The following is a 15,402-nucleotide window of genomic DNA, read 5'->3' as shown; positions in this document are numbered from 1 at the left end:
TTTTCGGATGAAACAAATGATCAGGATCGAACCCTGAAAAAGACGGACCGGTCTGGCCCTGTGTGCACGCGTATGTGGCCGCTGAGCATGGCGTCGACGTGTGCGTCACCGGTGTCGACGCGCAGGCACCCGGCGTCGAGGGAGAGGAGCTTGTCCATCGAGGTGATCACGAGGATGTGCTCGCGCCCTACCTGGCGGATGACCTCGGCACTGATCTGCTGATTGCCACGGCCGAACAGACTGCCGTGACCGCCCAGGACGCCGACGATGATGCAGGTCTCACGCCCCGCCATCAGGCGGATCAACTCATGTTCATTAAGATCAGAGCCCACCAGCGCTCCGTCCATGACCGCGTCTACGCCAAGCAGCGTCGAGGGCAGGCCGAGTTCGGTCATGACGCGCCGTGTCGTCGTGCCTGGCCCCAGCAGGTACAGGCAGCCGGGTTTCATCTCCCTGACGACCTGTCGTGAAACTGCGTCAAGCGCCATGTTTTCGCTGACCACTGAACCGGCCTTGGCGTTTTGCGTCAGGTGGCGCTCGTGGGGGCTGCGTGCGTAGCCATACAAGCGCGCCGAGACCTGGTCGTTGCGCATGGCGGCCTCATCGATGTCCATGACCTCCGCCTCGCGAAAACGCACTGAGGATTCTGCGGCCACGAACCGTGCGGCAAGATTTCCGGCGTTTTCCGGGTTGGTGCCGAAAACGGCGGAATACATTTTCACGCCCGTCGGGATACCCAGGATGGGAACGCGATCGGCGACCATCGCCAGCACATCCCGCGCCGTACCATCGCCCCCGGCGAAAAGCAGCAGATCGACAGAGGCGTACGCCATGACGAGCGCGGCATTACGGGTGTCATCCGGCCGGCTTGATCCGGGTGATGACGCGTAAACGACAATTGGCTCGAGACCGGCGGCGCGTGCCACATCCTCGCCCAGGTCCCCGGAGCCGGTAACCAGACGAAACGGCGTTGTCGAAGCAGCCAGGCGCTTTAGCGCGAGCAAAGCCCGTTCACTGGAGACCGGCCGCGCGCCACGACGCCTTGCTTCCTGCAGGATCTCGGGGCCATCGGTGCCTTTGAGTCCCACGGGCCCGCCCATACCGGCGACAGGATTGACGATCAATCCGAGGGTTGTTCCCGGGCCTTGGTCACGGAGTGAAATATCTGAATCGCTCTGTCCACGCATTGGTCGGTATCCTGTGCTAAATGGCGGTGCTTCAGAGCCTGTAAGCACATCTGTCAGGCTCATTGCATACGCCGCGTATGTCGGACACAATACGACATACGCGAAGTATGTCAACTCGCATACGCAACGAATGTTAAATTTTTTATAGAGGTAGACGAGCGATGGCGCAGAAGCGTGCGGACATGATTGCGGAGACTCGCGGCAAACTGATCAAGGCTGCGCGAGAAGCATTCGCCGCGAAGGGATACGCGGAAAGTTCGATGGACGACTTTACCGCTCAAGCGGGTCTGACCCGTGGCGCGCTGTACCATCACTTCGGTGACAAGAAGGGCTTGCTGCAGGCGGTCATCGCTCAGATCGACGGGGAGATGATTGAGCGCCTGTCGGTCATTATCGAAGCGGCGAGCACGACTTGGGACGGGTTTATCGATGAGTCCATCGCTTACATCAAGATGTCCCTGGAGCCGGAAATCCAGCGCATCGTATTCCTCGATGGGCCGGCGGTGCTGGGCGACCCATCGCAGTGGCCGAGCCAGAGTGGGTGCATCAGCAGTACGCAACGCAGCATTCAAAAGCTGATGGATGAAGGGATCATCCGGGAAGTCGACAGCGAGGCAACAGCGCGTCTGATCATGGGTGCCCTGCTCGGTGCTTCCTTGTGGATCGCGCACGCAGAGGACCCGCAAACCGCCTCCGAGAAAGCGGGCCAGAGTTTCATCGCATTGGCGTCCGGGTTGCTGAAGTCCGGCGAGTCGGTAAAGTAACAAACAGGCGGTTGGCGCGTACTTGAAGCGGATGCTGGCTGAGGACAGTCCTACAAACGGCGCCAAATGCTTTGGTCAAGCGCCGCCCCACCATTGCCTCCCAAGGAAACCCCCAATGCCCCCTGGCAAACGTGAAATGGCGCGGATCGAGCGCCGGTTGATTACCGCCCTCACCGAAGCGTGCGAAACAGCAAAAGGTGAAATCAAAGGCTTCACCTGGCTCACCCATACCACCGATTTGAACGCGCTGACTGAAACACTGAGGATCACCTGGGTGTTCGAAACCCAAGCCGATAAAAAACTGGCTCAGGCCAACGCAAAGGCGCGCATTTTTGAGCTGACGGCCATGGCGTTGAACGAGGCAAACATCGACCTGACGCCTTCAGACCTTACTGTCCGCTTCGATTCTGAGGAAGAGTGCCAACGCACTCACCGGGGCGACTGGCAGAAGCGTCTGGCCAAAGGTGATTGACGATGGCAAAAGAAATCGAAAACCCCTGCATCTCGGTTTGCCAGTTGAGCGGCGACCTGTGTGTGAGTTGCGGAAGAAGCAAGGAAGACATCAAAAAGTGGAAACGCATGAAGCGGCCGGAAAAGATGGCTGCGGTGCAAAGGGCGAATATGCGTTTGAAAGGCCTGAAGAAAATGCAGAGTTAGTCAGCGAAGGACGAAAACGCGAACCTTACCGCCCCACCCACTGCCGCGGAACCCCGCTATTGCGCAGTGGTAGCTAAGCCAATAATTCGGCAATCCATCGGGCCTGTCGGGCGACGTCCTGGACCTTGTCCTCAGGTAAAGCCTGTCGCGCCTTGGCAACGTTGCTGAGTGTCTTGTGCTTAAGTCGCAGCAGGCGCTGCCACTTGCTCAGGAACGCCGGGCTGCGTTCCTGCATTTGCAACGGGCCGAAGTACAGCTCCTGGGCGCTATACCGCACCGGCCCGGCGCGTTCGGCGACGATGATTTCGTAGTCGAAGCGGTTTTCTCGCAGCACTTGCTCGAACATGATGCGGTAGCCATTGTCCATCAGCCATTGGCGCAATGGCTGCTCGCCGCCGTTGGGCTGCAGGATCAGTCGCTCCTGCCCGTTCAGGCGTGCCTTGCCGGCGTCGAGAATGTCGCGGATCGTCTCGCCGCCCATGCCGCAGATGCTGATCGCGGTGATGTCGTCTGCCGGCTCGATTGCCGCCAGGCCATCGGCCAGACGCACAGTGATCTGCAAGTCCAGAGCGTTCTCACGCACGGTGCGCCTGGCCGCGTGGAACGGCGTCAAGGCCACCTCGCCCGCCACCGCCGCCGCGATGACGCCACGCCTCAGCAGCGCGACCGGCAGGTAGCCGTGATCCGAGCCGATGTCGGCCAGTCGCGAACCTGCTGGCACCTGCGCCGCCACGCGCTCCAGGCGCATGGACAATGTCTGTTCGTTCAAAAGCAGCCCCTGTTCGCTTCAAACGTCCGGCACCTGAGTCCGGATCGGGAGGCGATTCTGTCGAGCTATGCCGCACATTTCAAATTTATGCGACCGGAACCCCGGCTGTGCTCGGCACCGTCGATTCTTGAGCGCTTTCTTCCGCCAGCTTCAACCGGTCCGCCTTACTGATGTATTTAGGCTTTTTCGGCGCCAGTTTGGCGCTGGCCTTTTTGGCCTTTTCCTTGAACAGCTGCTGTAACTTCTTTTGGCGATTCATATTTTTCTACTCGGCGATCCTTGGGCAACTTGAGCGCCACTTTAGCAAACGCGCTGCACGGCAGGGAAACCCAGTGAGCCATTTTCAGGCTCATGTGCGTCTGCCCTGCCCAAGCGGCCATTAATCGTAGAACGGTTCGACCAAGGTCCGGCTGCCGACAAAAAAGCTGTCGGCAACCAGGCGCAGTGGCTGGAGGTCCAGGTCACTGGCTTTGTCGCCGATCAGCTGTTGGAAGTGTCGATACACCGCCGCGTACTCGCCCTCCTCCGATACGGTCTGGCGCACGCCGTCAATGCTCAGCAGCGCGCCGCCGTTGTCCAGTCGCAGGACGCCTTCGGTGCAGCGAACCTCGATGCTCCAGAGTTCGTCATGACCGTGATCGAAATCGAATTCCGCGCGGACATCGAGGTGGCGTGCGTCAGACATTTTGATCGAAGCGGCAATCGGCGACTGGCAGTTGTCAGGGACGCGCAGCTCAGCGGACTCGACAAACAACGGCAGCGCCAGCAGATGGGTGACAATCGACAAGGCGTTGATACCCGGATCGAAAACGCCCAGGCCACCGGGTTGCCAGATCCAGGCCTGGCCGGGGTGCCACTTGCGCACGTCTTCCTTCCAGTCGATCTGCACGCTTTGCAGGGTGCGGCTGGCCAGCCAGTCACGGGCAGCTTCGATGCCTGGCGCGTAGCGTGAATGCCAGGCGAACAGACCGCTGACGCCTTGCTCGGCGGTCTGATTAACCAGCGCCATGGCTTCGCCGAGCGTGGCACACGGCGGCTTTTCCACCAGCACATGTTTGCCCGCGGCCAGCGCTTGCTGCACCAGCGCAAATCGCCCTTGCGGCGGCGTGCAAAACGCTATCGCATCGACCTGCGGGCCGTTTTCCAGCAGCTCGCCAAGGGAGTGGAAATTCTCTACGCCGGCGCAGGGCTGCCCTTGCGTCGCGACAGCCACCAACTGGAACGCCGGGTTGGCGAGGATAGCGGGAACGTGTTGATCCTGAGCAATCTTGCCGTAGCCCACCAGACCGAGACGGATCGGTTGCATCAATGACTCCTGATTTGTTCGTTTTGTTTTGATCAGCGAACTGGCGAGATTACGTTTGAATCGCGAGGAAGTCATTGATGGCGTGCTCGCGGATGAAAGCGGCCTGTCCTCGAAGGCCTGTTGCATGCCGCGCAACGGCTCAAACCAGGGTGGCGAACCGGGTCGCTCTGTATCACTGTGTATCTCAATACGGTCTCGATACACGGGCTTGCACCTGGCCGGTGATTCGACACAGGCCAGATACGTCTCCGCATTCAAATGCATGCAAGGTTTGAAGGGGCTCAGCCAGACCCCTGGCCAATGGCTTGCAACGGAGACATCACCATGAAGATGGCAGTGCAGAACAACACCAAAGGCAAAACCCGCCGCCGACTGGTGGGTTCGTCGATCCTCGCATTTACCCTGCTCGGCGCTTTCGGCGTGACCCAGGCGCAAACGGCCGCCGCCGGACAACCCGCCGCGGCCACTGCCGGCACCCGTTATTCGGCCCCCTCTCCGTTCGGCCCGCTCAAGCATGTCAACGCCGGCCTTCTGAGCGTGGCGTACGCCGAAACCGGTCCGGCCGACGGGCCAGTGGTCATTCTTCTGCACGGCTGGCCCTACGACATTCACAGCTATAACGACGTCGCACCACTGCTCGCAGCCAAGGGCTATCGTGTGCTGATGCCGTATGCCCGTGGTTACGGCGATACGCATTTCCTGTCTGAAAAAACCCTGCGCAATGGTCAGCCCGCCGCTCTCGCCAGTGATGTCATCGACTTTATGGATGCGCTGCACATCAAGCAAGCCGTGCTCGGCGGCTACGATTGGGGCGCACGTTCAGCCGATATCGTCGCGGCGCTGTGGCCAGAGCGGGTCAAGGCGCTGGTTTCGGTCAGCGGCTACCTGATCGGTAATCAGGCGGCCGGCAAGAACCCGTTGCCGCCCAAGGCTGAACTGCAATGGTGGTATCAGTTTTACTTCGCCACGGACCGTGGCCGCGCGGGTTACGAGAAAAACACCCACGATTTCGCCAAGTTGATCTGGCAACTGGCTTCGCCGAAATGGGCGTTCGACGACGCGACCTTCGACCGCAGTGCCAAGGCGCTGGAGAACCCGGACCATGTTGACATCACCGTGTACAACTACCGCTGGCGTCTGGGCCTGGAACAAGGTGAAAGCCGATACGACGCGCTGGAGCAGAAACTCGCCACCGCGCCGTCCATCAGCGTCCCGACCATCACCCTTGAAGGCGACGCCAATGGCGCACCGCACCCTGACCCTAAGGATTACGCCAAGCGCTTTACCGGCAAGTACGAGTTCCGCCTGATCACTGGCGGCATCGGCCACAACCTGCCGCAGGAAGATCCAAAGGCGTTCGCCAAGGCGGTGATTGACGCGGATCACCTCTAAGGTCGATCTAGAACGCGCAGAGGTCCAGACCTCTGCGCGTTTTCACGGTTGATCTTCCATACGCCCCGTGCTGTCACGATCACGCTCATATCGCCGCATAGGCTGGAACGCCGGCAACCAGGACTCGCGCCGAAGGGTCCAGAGTTCGTAGGTGGGCGTCAATTGATCGGGAGCATCGAGGGCACCGAGGCTGACTTCGATCTCATCGGCGCTGCGTCCGAACACGGACGAGCCACACCGCGGACAGAAATGCCGCCCGGCGTAGTCGCGGGTCTCACCTTCGACAGTCACCGCATCCTCGGGAAAAATCGCCGACGCCTGAAACAGCGCACCGCTGTGCTTGCGGCAGTCAAGGCAATGACAAACGCCCACCCGGTAGGGGCGCCCCGACGCCACAATCCGTACGTTGCCGCAAAGGCAACCGCCCGTGAATCGCTCCATGTTGCGTCTCCTCTGAAATAAAGCCTCGAACGCTCGTCACGAACCTGTCATTGACGCCTGCTAACGTCCCGGCGCGTCCCTGAGTCGGGGGCCATCCCCTTCCTCAAGGTGACAGTCCAGGTGTATTCAAGTTCGACCCGCAAACAGATCATCCTCAGATCCAGTGACCTGCGCTGCGACGACTTCGGCGCGTTGTTCTCGAAAATGTTCGGCAATCTCTATTCCGATTCTGCGCCGCTACCAAAAAACATCATCATCGGCGGTGTCTACGGCAGGCACGACGGGGTCAGTTTCCGCCGCATGCATTATCGTGGCGACTTCTCGGTGGCCTTTCCCGCCCCCCTCGACGAGATCACTTTCGTCATCCCTACCGCCGGCAAAATCATTTTCAATCATGCCACCGAGTCTGTTGGCCTGACCCACGTTGGCCTGGCCATCGATAAGGCCGACGTGCGCTCGGTGCGCTTCATCGACAATCATGCGCAGCACGGCGTTTCGATCAGTCGTTCGCTGTTGACCGAGCGCCTGTCGACGCTGCTGGGCAAGCCGATCGTGAAAAAAGTGCTGTTCGAACCCGTGGTGGATCTGCATGCTTCGGCGTTCCAGAGCATCAGGGCATTGGTGGAACTGGCCACGGGCGCCGAGTTCGACCTGCTGATGAATACCGGTTCGCTGATGCCTTCGCGTCTACGGGAAATGCTGATTGATGCTGTACTGGAGGCCTGGCCGCACAACTTTACCGAAGCCCTCCAGCGCCCTGCTCCGCTGATTGCGCCGCGACATGTAAAGCTGGCGGTGGAATACATTCAGGATCATCCCGACAGCCTGGTCAGCGGAACTGAACTGGCTCGCATGACCAACGTCAGCCTGCGCGCATTGCAGGACGGTTTTCGACATTTCGTCGGCACCTCGATCGTTGCCTATCAGCGGCAGGTGCGCCTTGAGCGCGCATACGATGTGCTCACCCAAGGCGCCTCGCCTTCCGTGACCGAAGTGGCGTTGCAGTACGGATTCAGCAACGTCGGCAGGTTTTGCCAGTACTTCCAGTCGGCTTACGGCGTCAGTCCTGCCGAGGTCAGAAAGGGTTTGCGACTTCGCTGCCTGTAGCGTTGACCCAAGCCGCCGCGACCATCGCGGCCCGGGTCAACGGCCAGCCATCAGAACAGATAGCTGGCCTTGAGTCCGCCACTGAAACCGTGGCTGTCGCCGCCGCCGCTGGCACCGACTTCGGCCCCTACGCTCAGTGCTCCCAAGTTGGCCATGAGGTTGACGCCGCCGGTGAACTGGTCGCGATTGTCGAAGGCCGCGCGCTGCTCGATATCCAGCCCCAACAGGTGGCCTTGACTGTCGACCTGGTGATCGCCAAGCACACGTTCGTAACCGACCTGCAGGCCCGGCACCCACTGCCAGGCGCCTACACTCACCGGTGCAAAGGTCGCGTTCAGATTGGCCACGGCACTGCGTCGGGTTTCCTGAATGCCATCGACGTCGAGGGCCAGCTCGCTGCCTTTTTCCTGGAAGCCCGACAGGTCCAGATGACTGACGCGCATGCCCAGGCTCGGTTCCAGTGTCACGCTGCTGAGCGGCAAACGATACCCAAGCGCCAGCGTTGCACCGGTGAGGTTGCCATGGCTGTCGCCCTTGGCCGTGCCCAGGCCGCCACCGAGCTCGCGTTTGCTGTCGTAATCAAGCCAGCCGGCGCTGGCGTGCGCATCCACAAACAGCCCGCGTTCCAGACCGTCCGGCGCGAAGCGCGCACCCGCGTTGAAAAATGTCAGGTCGGTATCGGCCTCGCCACCCGCGCCGCCGACACTGCCCCGGCTGTAGCCGAAGCCGGCGTGAGCGCTGAGCTGATCGGAGAAACGCTGGGTCAGGCCGACCATCAAGCCCTGGCTGTGTTCGTTGCTGCTCTGGGCCTGGGAAGAACCATCGGTGCCCAGGTAACCCGCCAGCCCCGTGCTCCACAAACGGTACTGACCCGCCTTGAGGTCGGTGCCGCTGGTGAACGGTGCGGCGGCTTGTTCGATCATCGCGCCCTGGCGCAGCAAGTAGCTGGCGGCGTCGGCGTGTACCTGGCCGCCGACGGTCGATTGCACGCCCGCTAGATCGCCGGCATCAATGGCCGATTGCAGGTAATAGTTGTAAGCGCTGTAGGTGCCCAACAGGTTGCTGTTCTGCAGTTGCTGCAACAGCTGCGCACCGGCGGCATCGTTGCCCAGCAGGCCCGCCTGACCCGGCAGACTGTTGTAATAAACCATCTTGCCGCGAAGCACATAAATGGTTTCCTGGGACAAGCCCAAACCTTGCTTGAGGTAGTTGTCCATGCTGCCGTACTGCGCGGTCACCTGATCCAGGCCCGCTTGCAGGTAACTGGCCTCGACGCCGAGCAGCGGCGCATAAATGGCCGCCATACTCGCAGGCATCGCCGCCAGGGTGGCCGCCACACGCGCGGCGGTGTAGTCGTTGGACGCCAGGTAATTGCTCATGATGGTCGAGCTGTCGACCCCGGCGATGCTCAGCAACACTGCGGCCGTCCAGCCCGTGCGGTCCTTGCCGGCGGTGCAATGGAACAGCGCGGCGCCGTCAACGCCGGCAAGTTCATTGAACAGTTGGTTGAACTGACTGCGCATCCCCGCGTCGCTGACAAAAGCGCGGTTGGTTTCCTGCATCATGGCTACCGCTTCAGCGGCGCTGTGAAACGAAATGCTGGTGATGTTCGAGCCGGAGGTGGTGGCTCCGATGATGTCGATGTTGCTGTAGGTTGCGCCCGCGATCAGCGTGTCGGGCGTGGCGGCGATTTCGCTGGGGGTTCGCAGGTCGTAGATCGCCTTGATGCCCAGGCTGTTCAGGGTCGCCAGGTCGGCCCCGGAAGGCGTCAGCGCATTGGAGCGATAGAACACGCCGGAGCGCAGGGTGCCGTCGTTGGCCGTGGAATAAGCACGGGTGGTGCCGGCAATGTCACGGAAGTTGTCGATGCCCTTCAGGCGCGGAGTATCGAGCTCGTAGGTTTCGGCAGCCTGGGCGGCCGCGATGGAAAGGCTTAAAACCGACAGCGAACACAAAAGACGTTGAAACACGATGCAGCCTCATTCAATGCGTTGGGCTGGCTACTATCTGTGCCGAAGAGAGACTGAATATGACAAATTGGCGGGCTTGGAGAATCCCTGCGCGATTGGTCCGCCTGGTGCGTGTTCTGTCCTCTGTGCGAGCCACGAACGCAGACCGTCAGCCTTGACTGACCATCACACTGAGATCGGTTTGAAACCGTTTTAAAGACAATCGTCCAGGACTCGCATGTTACCTGCCGAGTGATTGAAATCTGGATGATGATAAGAAAATGGCAGGGGCGGCTGGATTCGAACCAACGCATGGCAGGATCAAAACCTGCTGCCTTACCGCTTGGCGACGCCCCTGTAGATATTGCTGTGAGTGCCTGGCACTCATTTCTGACTTCGCAGCTTGCAAGCCCTGGGAGGGCCCCTGCGAAAGTGCGCGAAATTTAACAACTTTCGTGACGCCTGGGAAGCCCCATACCGAAATTTATTTGAATTAAAACAGCCAGTTAGTGATGCCTCGCATGGCGCAAATACCTTTGCGGCGAGGCAGCACCTGCGTTCTGGCCAATATTCAGACGTCGTCACGCTTCAGCCGCCAACAGGTACGACTCGAGAGCGCCAACCGTCCAGGCTTCCAGGCATTCTCTAAAACTGAACGAAAGCTTCTTAATTATTCAGTTTTGCAAAAGACCACTGACTATTACCTTGGGCCCAGGTTTGACAGGCACACCGGCCTGAATCGCCATTTTTCGTACGACTCGAGGTAGCTCCCATGTCTGAACAATCCCTGGCTGTGCACTCCCCTTTCGATGGCGCTGTCGTCGGTCACGTGGCGGTTTCCACCGAGGCTGATGTCGAGCAGGCGCTGAGTATTGCCCATGGCATCTTCCGCGACCGCAGCCAGTGGTTGTCCAAGCCTCGGCGGATTGAAATCCTGCAGCGCGCCGCCGAATTGATCGGTGCGCGCAAGGTGGCGATTGCTACCCAGGCGGCCAGCGAAGGCGGCAAGCCGTTGAAGGATTCGATCACCGAAGTCGAGCGTGGTATCGACGGCATCCTCAATTGCATCGAAGTGCTGCGCACCGAAGGCGGCCACGTGATCCCGATGGGATTGAACGCCACTTCGGCCAACCGGGTGGCCTTCACCCAATACGAACCGCTCGGCGTGGTCGCGGCCGTCTCGGCATTCAACCACCCGTTCAACCTGATCGTGCATCAAGTGGTACCGGCCATTGCGGTCAGTGCGCCCGTGGTGGTCAAGCCGGCGGCCAACACGCCGCTGAGCTGCCAGACCTTGCTCGATATTCTCGCCGAGGCCGGCCTGCCCCAAGGTTGGGCGCAAATGGTGCTACCGACCGACAACGCGGTCACCGGCAAACTGGTGTCCGACCCACGGGTGGGTTTCTTCAGCTTCATCGGCTCGGCGGCGGTGGGCTGGATGCTGCGCTCGACCCTCGCCCCGGGAACCCGCTGCGCGCTGGAGCACGGCGGCGTGGCGCCCGTGATCCTCGCGGCCGATGCCGACCTCGACGACGCCCTGCCGCGTATCGCCCGTGGCGGGTTCTGGCACGCCGGCCAGGCGTGCGTCAGCGTGCAGCGGATTTTCTGCCATCGCAGCATCGCCGAGCAGGTCGCCGAGCGACTGGGCCAATCGGCCGACGCGATGTTGGTGGGTGACCCGACCGAGATGGCGACCGATGTCGGCCCGCTGATCGCCGAACGTGAAGTCATGCGTGTGGGCCAATGGGTGAACGACGCCGTTGCCGGTGGCGCCCGCTTGATTGCCGGTGGCCGCGCACTGGGCAACAACTGCTATGCGCCCACTGTGCTGCTCAACCCGCCCATCGATTCCAACGTGATGCAAAAAGAAGTCTTTGGCCCGGTGGTGGCGGTGTATGCCTACGACGACCTGGTAGAAGCGATCCGACTGGCCAACGCCCTGCCCTATGCCTTCCAGGCCGCGGTGTTCACCCGGGACCTGGACACCGCCATGCAGTGCTATCAGGACCTCGACGCCACGGCCGTGATGGTCAACGAGAACACCCTGTTCCGCGTCGACTGGATGCCATTCGCCGGTGCACGCCTGTCCGGCCATGGGGTGGGCGGTATTCCTCACACCATGAAAGAGATGCAGGTCGAGAAAATGATGGTCTGGCGTTCGCGAGCAGTACGTGGCTGAACGGCATGCTGTTCGACTTCCACCTGCCCTTCAAGGAAACCGATTGATCGCGCTGCCGGCCTGAGTCACCGGCACCGCTACATACCAAAGCGTTAGTTTCAAACACCCATGTCTGGTGGTCAGTGCCCTGCTTTGCCCATAAATTTTCCACATCCGGGGAAACGTCCCCGGGCCGGGCCGGCGCTCCCTCTAGAACTCACATGAGTGATGAACATGACTGACGAGACAAACGGAACCACACGCCGTGGTTTGATCACCACCGGAGCCATGGCTGCAGCCCTGGCGGTGACATTGCCTGCGCTGGCGGCGCAGCAGACATCGGCATCGACCACCGCCGCTGCGGGCGGCAAAAGCGACGGCAGTGCCAGTGGCTCGGGGATGATCACCGTCAAGGACGGCACGCAGATTTTCTACAAGGACTGGGGCAGCGGTCAGCCGATCGTATTCCACCACGGCTGGCCACTGTCCAGTGACGACTGGGATGCGCAAATGCTGTTCTTCCTCAGCAAGGGTTTTCGCGTCATCGCCCACGATCGCCGTGGTCATGGCCGCTCCTCCCAGACCGCTGTCGGCAACGACATGGACACCTACGCCGCCGACGTCGCCGAACTGATGGCGCACCTGAATATCAGGAATGCCGTGCACATCGGTCACTCAACCGGTGGCGGTGAAGTGGCCCGTTATGTGGCGCGACACGGTCGCGGTCGCGTGGCCAAAGCGGTACTGATCGGTGCTGTGCCGCCGATCATGCTGCGTACCGCAAACAATCCGGGCGGCATTCCAATGGACGTCTTCGACGGCTTGCGCAAAGCCGTGGCGGAGAACCGCACTCAGTTTTATCGCGAGTTCCCAAGCGGGCCGTTCTACGGCTTCAATCGCCCCGGCGCGAAAGTCTCCGAAGCGATCATCGACAACTGGTGGCGCCAGGGCATGAACGGCGGGATCAAGGCGCAGTACGACTGCATCAAAGCCTTCTCGGAAACCGACTTCACCGATGACTTGAAAAACATCGAAGTGCCGACCCTGGTGCTGCACGGTGAAGACGACCAGATCGTACCGATCGCCGACTCGGCGCAACTGTCGATCAAACTGCTGCGACACGGCACGTTGAAAACCTACCCGGGTCAGCCCCACGGCATGTGCACGACCCATGGCGACGTGATCAACGCAGACCTCCTGGCGTTCATCAAGGCTTGATGCCCTTGGGCGGCGGCAGCACCGCAAGAGCCGGATCATGCTGAACGTCATGTCCGGCTTCCCCCGCGCCAGAGCAAAGTGCCTGGCGCTTTGGGCAACCACATCCGCGATTTTTTTCGTCGATACCCTCACGGAACTCAACGTCGCAGTGGCGGTGCTGTACGTCCTGGTCATCATGATGGCCATGGACACCTGCTCGATTCGCGGGCTGCGCCGGGTGGCACTGACCTGCGCGGTGCTGACGGCTGCCGGGTTCTTTGTTTCCCATCACGAGCATCCGTTCAGCGCCGCACTGGCGCGCTGCCTCGTCAGCCTGACGGCCATCGGCATTGCCACCTGGCTGGCTTTGAAAAATCGGCGCACCAGCGATGAACTGCAAAAGCAATTCAGCTTGCTGGCCCATACCCATGATGTGGAAGCGCAGTTGCATCGCGCGCAAATCGAACTCGCCCACATCAGCCGCAATACCACGATGGGCGAACTGTCTGCGTCCATCGCCCACGAAGTGAATCAGCCCTTGGCAGCCATCACCTCCAGTGCCGAAGCGGCCCAACGCTGGCTTGACCGACCGGTTCCCGATCTCAAGGAAGCCGGCGCTGCCATCGCCAGGGCAGCCAGCAACGCGCGTCGTGCGGCCGAGGTAATAAAGCGCATTCGCGACCTGACGCGCAAAAGAGATTCGCACTACGAAGAACTGGATCTGCAATCCGTAGTGGCGGACTCACTCGCCCTGCTTGAACGGGAAATCCAGAGTCATCAGGTGCGATTGTTGTGCACGTTCGCGCGCCATTCACCCAAGGTGTCCGGCGATCGCATCCAGCTCCAGCAGGTGGTGATAAACCTCATCATCAACAGCCTGCACGCCATGAGCGGCCACCGAGACTCGCCGGGTGAGCTGCATGTAGGCGTTTATTCGCAGGAGGATCGTGCAGTGGTGCAAGTGCACGATAACGGCCCGGGGATTGACCAACCGCACCTTGCGTTGCTGTTCGATGCGTTTTTCACCACCAAGGAAGACGGCATGGGCATCGGGTTATCCATTTGCCGCTCGATCATCGAGTTGCATGGCGGATCCATCCAGGCAGACAGTCAACCCGACCAGGGCGCGACCTTCTCGTTCTCCCTCCCGCTTTCGACAGCGAATGGCCAACCCTCGAAATAGCGTCACGATCTGTCCTGCATGACGCTGCCCACCGGCGTTACGCCGCACAACGCAACCACCATTTGGTGGGAAACGATCACGCTAAAGCCTGAGGGTTCTATACCTGCGTATGGTATCGAACGCGGTACTTCGGGATGCACACTCTTTCTCCAGGCGATCGGTCGCTCTCGCAGCGAAACAGCCGCTTTCGCCAACGACTTTTGACCCAGGCAAACGGAGAATGAGCATGACAACGCATCTGGACCACCCCAACCAACAGGCTGGAGCACATCCGAAAGGCAACGGTCAGCAGGCGGCAACAACACTCGCCGGTGGATCGGGGTTCGAGGAGTTGGTTCCTTCGCGCTATGCCGTGCGGGTCGGCGAGATTGACGTGCTGGTGATCAGCGACGGTGTGCTGCCTCTGCCAACCTCGACCATGTCCACCAACGCCGACCCGGCCGCCCGTGCGGCCTGGTTCAAGGACATGTTCCTGGGGCCGGACGCCTTCGATTGGGCGCTGAACGTCCTGGTGATACGCAGCGGCGAGCAAATCATTCTCGTCGACGCCGGGCTGGGCGGGCAATTCCCCGGTTTCCCGAGGGCCGGACAGTTTCCCAAGCGCCTGCAGGCTGCCGGTATCGATTTGGGTGCCGTGACCGATGTGGTGATCACCCACATGCACATGGACCATGTCGGCGGGCTGCTGGTCGACGAAGTGAAAAACAAGTTGCGGCCGGACGTGCGCATCCACGTTTCAGCGACCGAGGTCGCGTTCTGGGAGTCGCCCGATTTCACCCACACCGTCATGCCCGAGCCGGTGCCGGACGTCCTGCGGGCAACCGCCAAACAGTTCATCAACGACTACCGCAGCAACGTGCGGACCTTCGATGACGAGTATGAAGTGGCACCGGGCGTGGTCGCCAAAGTCACCGGTGGCCACACCCCTGGGCACTGCGTGGTCTACGTGAACTCCGGCGGCGAACGCTTGACCTTTGCAGGTGACGCCCTGTTCCCGGTGGCCTTCGAACACCCCGACTGGCACAACGGTTTTGAACACGACCCCGAGGAATCGGAACGCGTTCGGGTCCGGCTGATGCAAGAAGCCGCAGCCAGCGGTGAGCTGTTTGTCGCCACGCACCTGCCGTTCCCTTCCGTTGGCCGCGTGGCCATCGATGGCAACGCATTTCGCTGGGTAGCGGCTTTCTGGGATTACTGACTGTTTTCAGGTGAGTCCGGCCTCTGCAACGCTCGTGCGTGGGGCGTAGAGGCCGGACGAAAGCCCTGAACCCGTCTAATCTGATTAGTACAGA

Annotated in this window: 16 protein-coding genes and 1 tRNA gene; 9 read left to right on the top strand and 8 right to left on the bottom strand. The window is 60.9% G+C overall.

The window, feature by feature from the left end; translation table 11 throughout:
* Positions 1 to 20: 20 nt before the first annotated feature.
* Positions 21 to 1,187, bottom strand: coding sequence for an ATP-NAD kinase family protein (locus tag M5G20_RS25460; protein ID WP_273921425.1), 1,167 nt, complete (start codon positions 1,185 to 1,187; stop codon positions 21 to 23).
* 161 nt (positions 1,188 to 1,348) lie between these two features.
* On the opposite strand from M5G20_RS25460, the gene M5G20_RS25455 reads away from it, so the two are divergent.
* The 3 genes from M5G20_RS25455 (at position 1,349) to M5G20_RS25445 (ending at position 2,608) form a co-directional block, all read left to right on the top strand.
* On the top strand, positions 1,349 to 1,951 hold the full coding sequence (locus M5G20_RS25455; RefSeq protein WP_273921424.1) for a TetR/AcrR family transcriptional regulator: 603 nt from the start codon (positions 1,349 to 1,351) through the stop codon (positions 1,949 to 1,951).
* 115 nt (positions 1,952 to 2,066) lie between these two features.
* On the top strand, positions 2,067 to 2,423 hold the full coding sequence (locus tag M5G20_RS25450; protein ID WP_273921667.1) for a hypothetical protein: 357 nt from the start codon (positions 2,067 to 2,069) through the stop codon (positions 2,421 to 2,423).
* Positions 2,424 to 2,425: 2 nt separating this feature from the next.
* On the top strand, positions 2,426 to 2,608 hold the full coding sequence (locus tag M5G20_RS25445) for a DUF1289 domain-containing protein (protein WP_150734532.1): 183 nt from the start codon (positions 2,426 to 2,428) through the stop codon (positions 2,606 to 2,608).
* A 73-nt stretch (positions 2,609 to 2,681) separates the two neighbouring features.
* Here M5G20_RS25445 and M5G20_RS25440 read toward each other — a convergent pair whose 3' ends face one another.
* The 4 genes from M5G20_RS25440 to M5G20_RS25425 form a co-directional block, all read right to left on the bottom strand.
* Positions 2,682 to 3,377, bottom strand: a complete 696-nt coding sequence (locus M5G20_RS25440) for a tRNA (adenine(22)-N(1))-methyltransferase (protein WP_337994304.1) — start codon at positions 3,375 to 3,377, stop codon at positions 2,682 to 2,684.
* Positions 3,378 to 3,462: 85 nt separating this feature from the next.
* Positions 3,463 to 3,636 (bottom strand): DUF2986 domain-containing protein, encoded by a 174-nt coding sequence (locus tag M5G20_RS25435; protein ID WP_273921423.1) that lies wholly within the window; start codon positions 3,634 to 3,636, stop codon positions 3,463 to 3,465.
* Entirely contained in the window at positions 3,554 to 3,730 is a 177-nt protein-coding gene (locus M5G20_RS25430) for a hypothetical protein (RefSeq protein WP_273921673.1), read from the bottom strand. Before M5G20_RS25430 ends, M5G20_RS25435 begins: the two co-directional genes overlap by 83 nt.
* A gap of 26 nt (positions 3,731 to 3,756) precedes the next feature.
* A complete protein-coding gene (locus M5G20_RS25425; RefSeq protein ID WP_212627259.1) occupies positions 3,757 to 4,683 on the bottom strand; it encodes a Gfo/Idh/MocA family protein in 927 nt (308 codons plus the stop codon).
* Between the two features lie 324 nt (positions 4,684 to 5,007).
* Between M5G20_RS25425 and M5G20_RS25420 the strand changes: the two genes are divergently transcribed.
* Entirely contained in the window at positions 5,008 to 6,075 is a 1,068-nt protein-coding gene (locus tag M5G20_RS25420; RefSeq protein ID WP_273921422.1) for an alpha/beta fold hydrolase, read from the top strand.
* Positions 6,076 to 6,117: 42 nt separating this feature from the next.
* Here M5G20_RS25420 and M5G20_RS25415 read toward each other — a convergent pair whose 3' ends face one another.
* The gene (locus M5G20_RS25415) at positions 6,118 to 6,516 is read right to left on the bottom strand and encodes a GFA family protein (RefSeq protein ID WP_273921421.1); all 399 of its coding nucleotides are present in this window, start codon (positions 6,514 to 6,516) and stop codon (positions 6,118 to 6,120) included.
* A 120-nt stretch (positions 6,517 to 6,636) separates the two neighbouring features.
* Between M5G20_RS25415 and M5G20_RS25410 the strand changes: the two genes are divergently transcribed.
* Complete coding sequence (locus M5G20_RS25410) at positions 6,637 to 7,623, top strand: AraC family transcriptional regulator (protein WP_273921420.1); 987 nt, start codon at positions 6,637 to 6,639, stop codon at positions 7,621 to 7,623.
* A gap of 50 nt (positions 7,624 to 7,673) precedes the next feature.
* Here M5G20_RS25410 and M5G20_RS25405 read toward each other — a convergent pair whose 3' ends face one another.
* A complete protein-coding gene (locus M5G20_RS25405; protein ID WP_273921419.1) occupies positions 7,674 to 9,593 on the bottom strand; it encodes a tyrosine-protein phosphatase in 1,920 nt (639 codons plus the stop codon).
* A 261-nt stretch (positions 9,594 to 9,854) separates the two neighbouring features.
* Positions 9,855 to 9,929, bottom strand: a tRNA-Gln gene (locus tag M5G20_RS25400).
* A 415-nt stretch (positions 9,930 to 10,344) separates the two neighbouring features.
* Between M5G20_RS25400 and M5G20_RS25395 the strand changes: the two genes are divergently transcribed.
* From M5G20_RS25395 to M5G20_RS25380, 4 genes are all read left to right on the top strand, one after another.
* A complete protein-coding gene (locus tag M5G20_RS25395; protein ID WP_273921418.1) occupies positions 10,345 to 11,751 on the top strand; it encodes an aldehyde dehydrogenase family protein in 1,407 nt (468 codons plus the stop codon).
* 378 nt (positions 11,752 to 12,129) lie between these two features.
* Entirely contained in the window at positions 12,130 to 12,948 is an 819-nt protein-coding gene (locus tag M5G20_RS25390) for an alpha/beta fold hydrolase (protein ID WP_273921665.1), read from the top strand.
* A gap of 37 nt (positions 12,949 to 12,985) precedes the next feature.
* Positions 12,986 to 14,110, top strand: a complete 1,125-nt coding sequence (locus M5G20_RS25385; protein ID WP_273921416.1) for a sensor histidine kinase — start codon at positions 12,986 to 12,988, stop codon at positions 14,108 to 14,110.
* 226 nt (positions 14,111 to 14,336) lie between these two features.
* The gene (locus tag M5G20_RS25380) at positions 14,337 to 15,308 is read left to right on the top strand and encodes an MBL fold metallo-hydrolase (RefSeq protein WP_273921414.1); all 972 of its coding nucleotides are present in this window, start codon (positions 14,337 to 14,339) and stop codon (positions 15,306 to 15,308) included.
* The last annotated feature ends 94 nt before the right edge of the window (positions 15,309 to 15,402 follow it).

This window comes from Pseudomonas sp. TNT2022 ID1044 (assembly GCF_028656895.1).
In the GTDB taxonomy this organism is placed as follows: domain Bacteria; phylum Pseudomonadota; class Gammaproteobacteria; order Pseudomonadales; family Pseudomonadaceae; genus Aquipseudomonas; species Aquipseudomonas reinekei.
The sequence above is the reverse complement of the archived record's forward strand: the minus strand, read 5'-3'. Positions and strand labels throughout refer to the sequence as shown.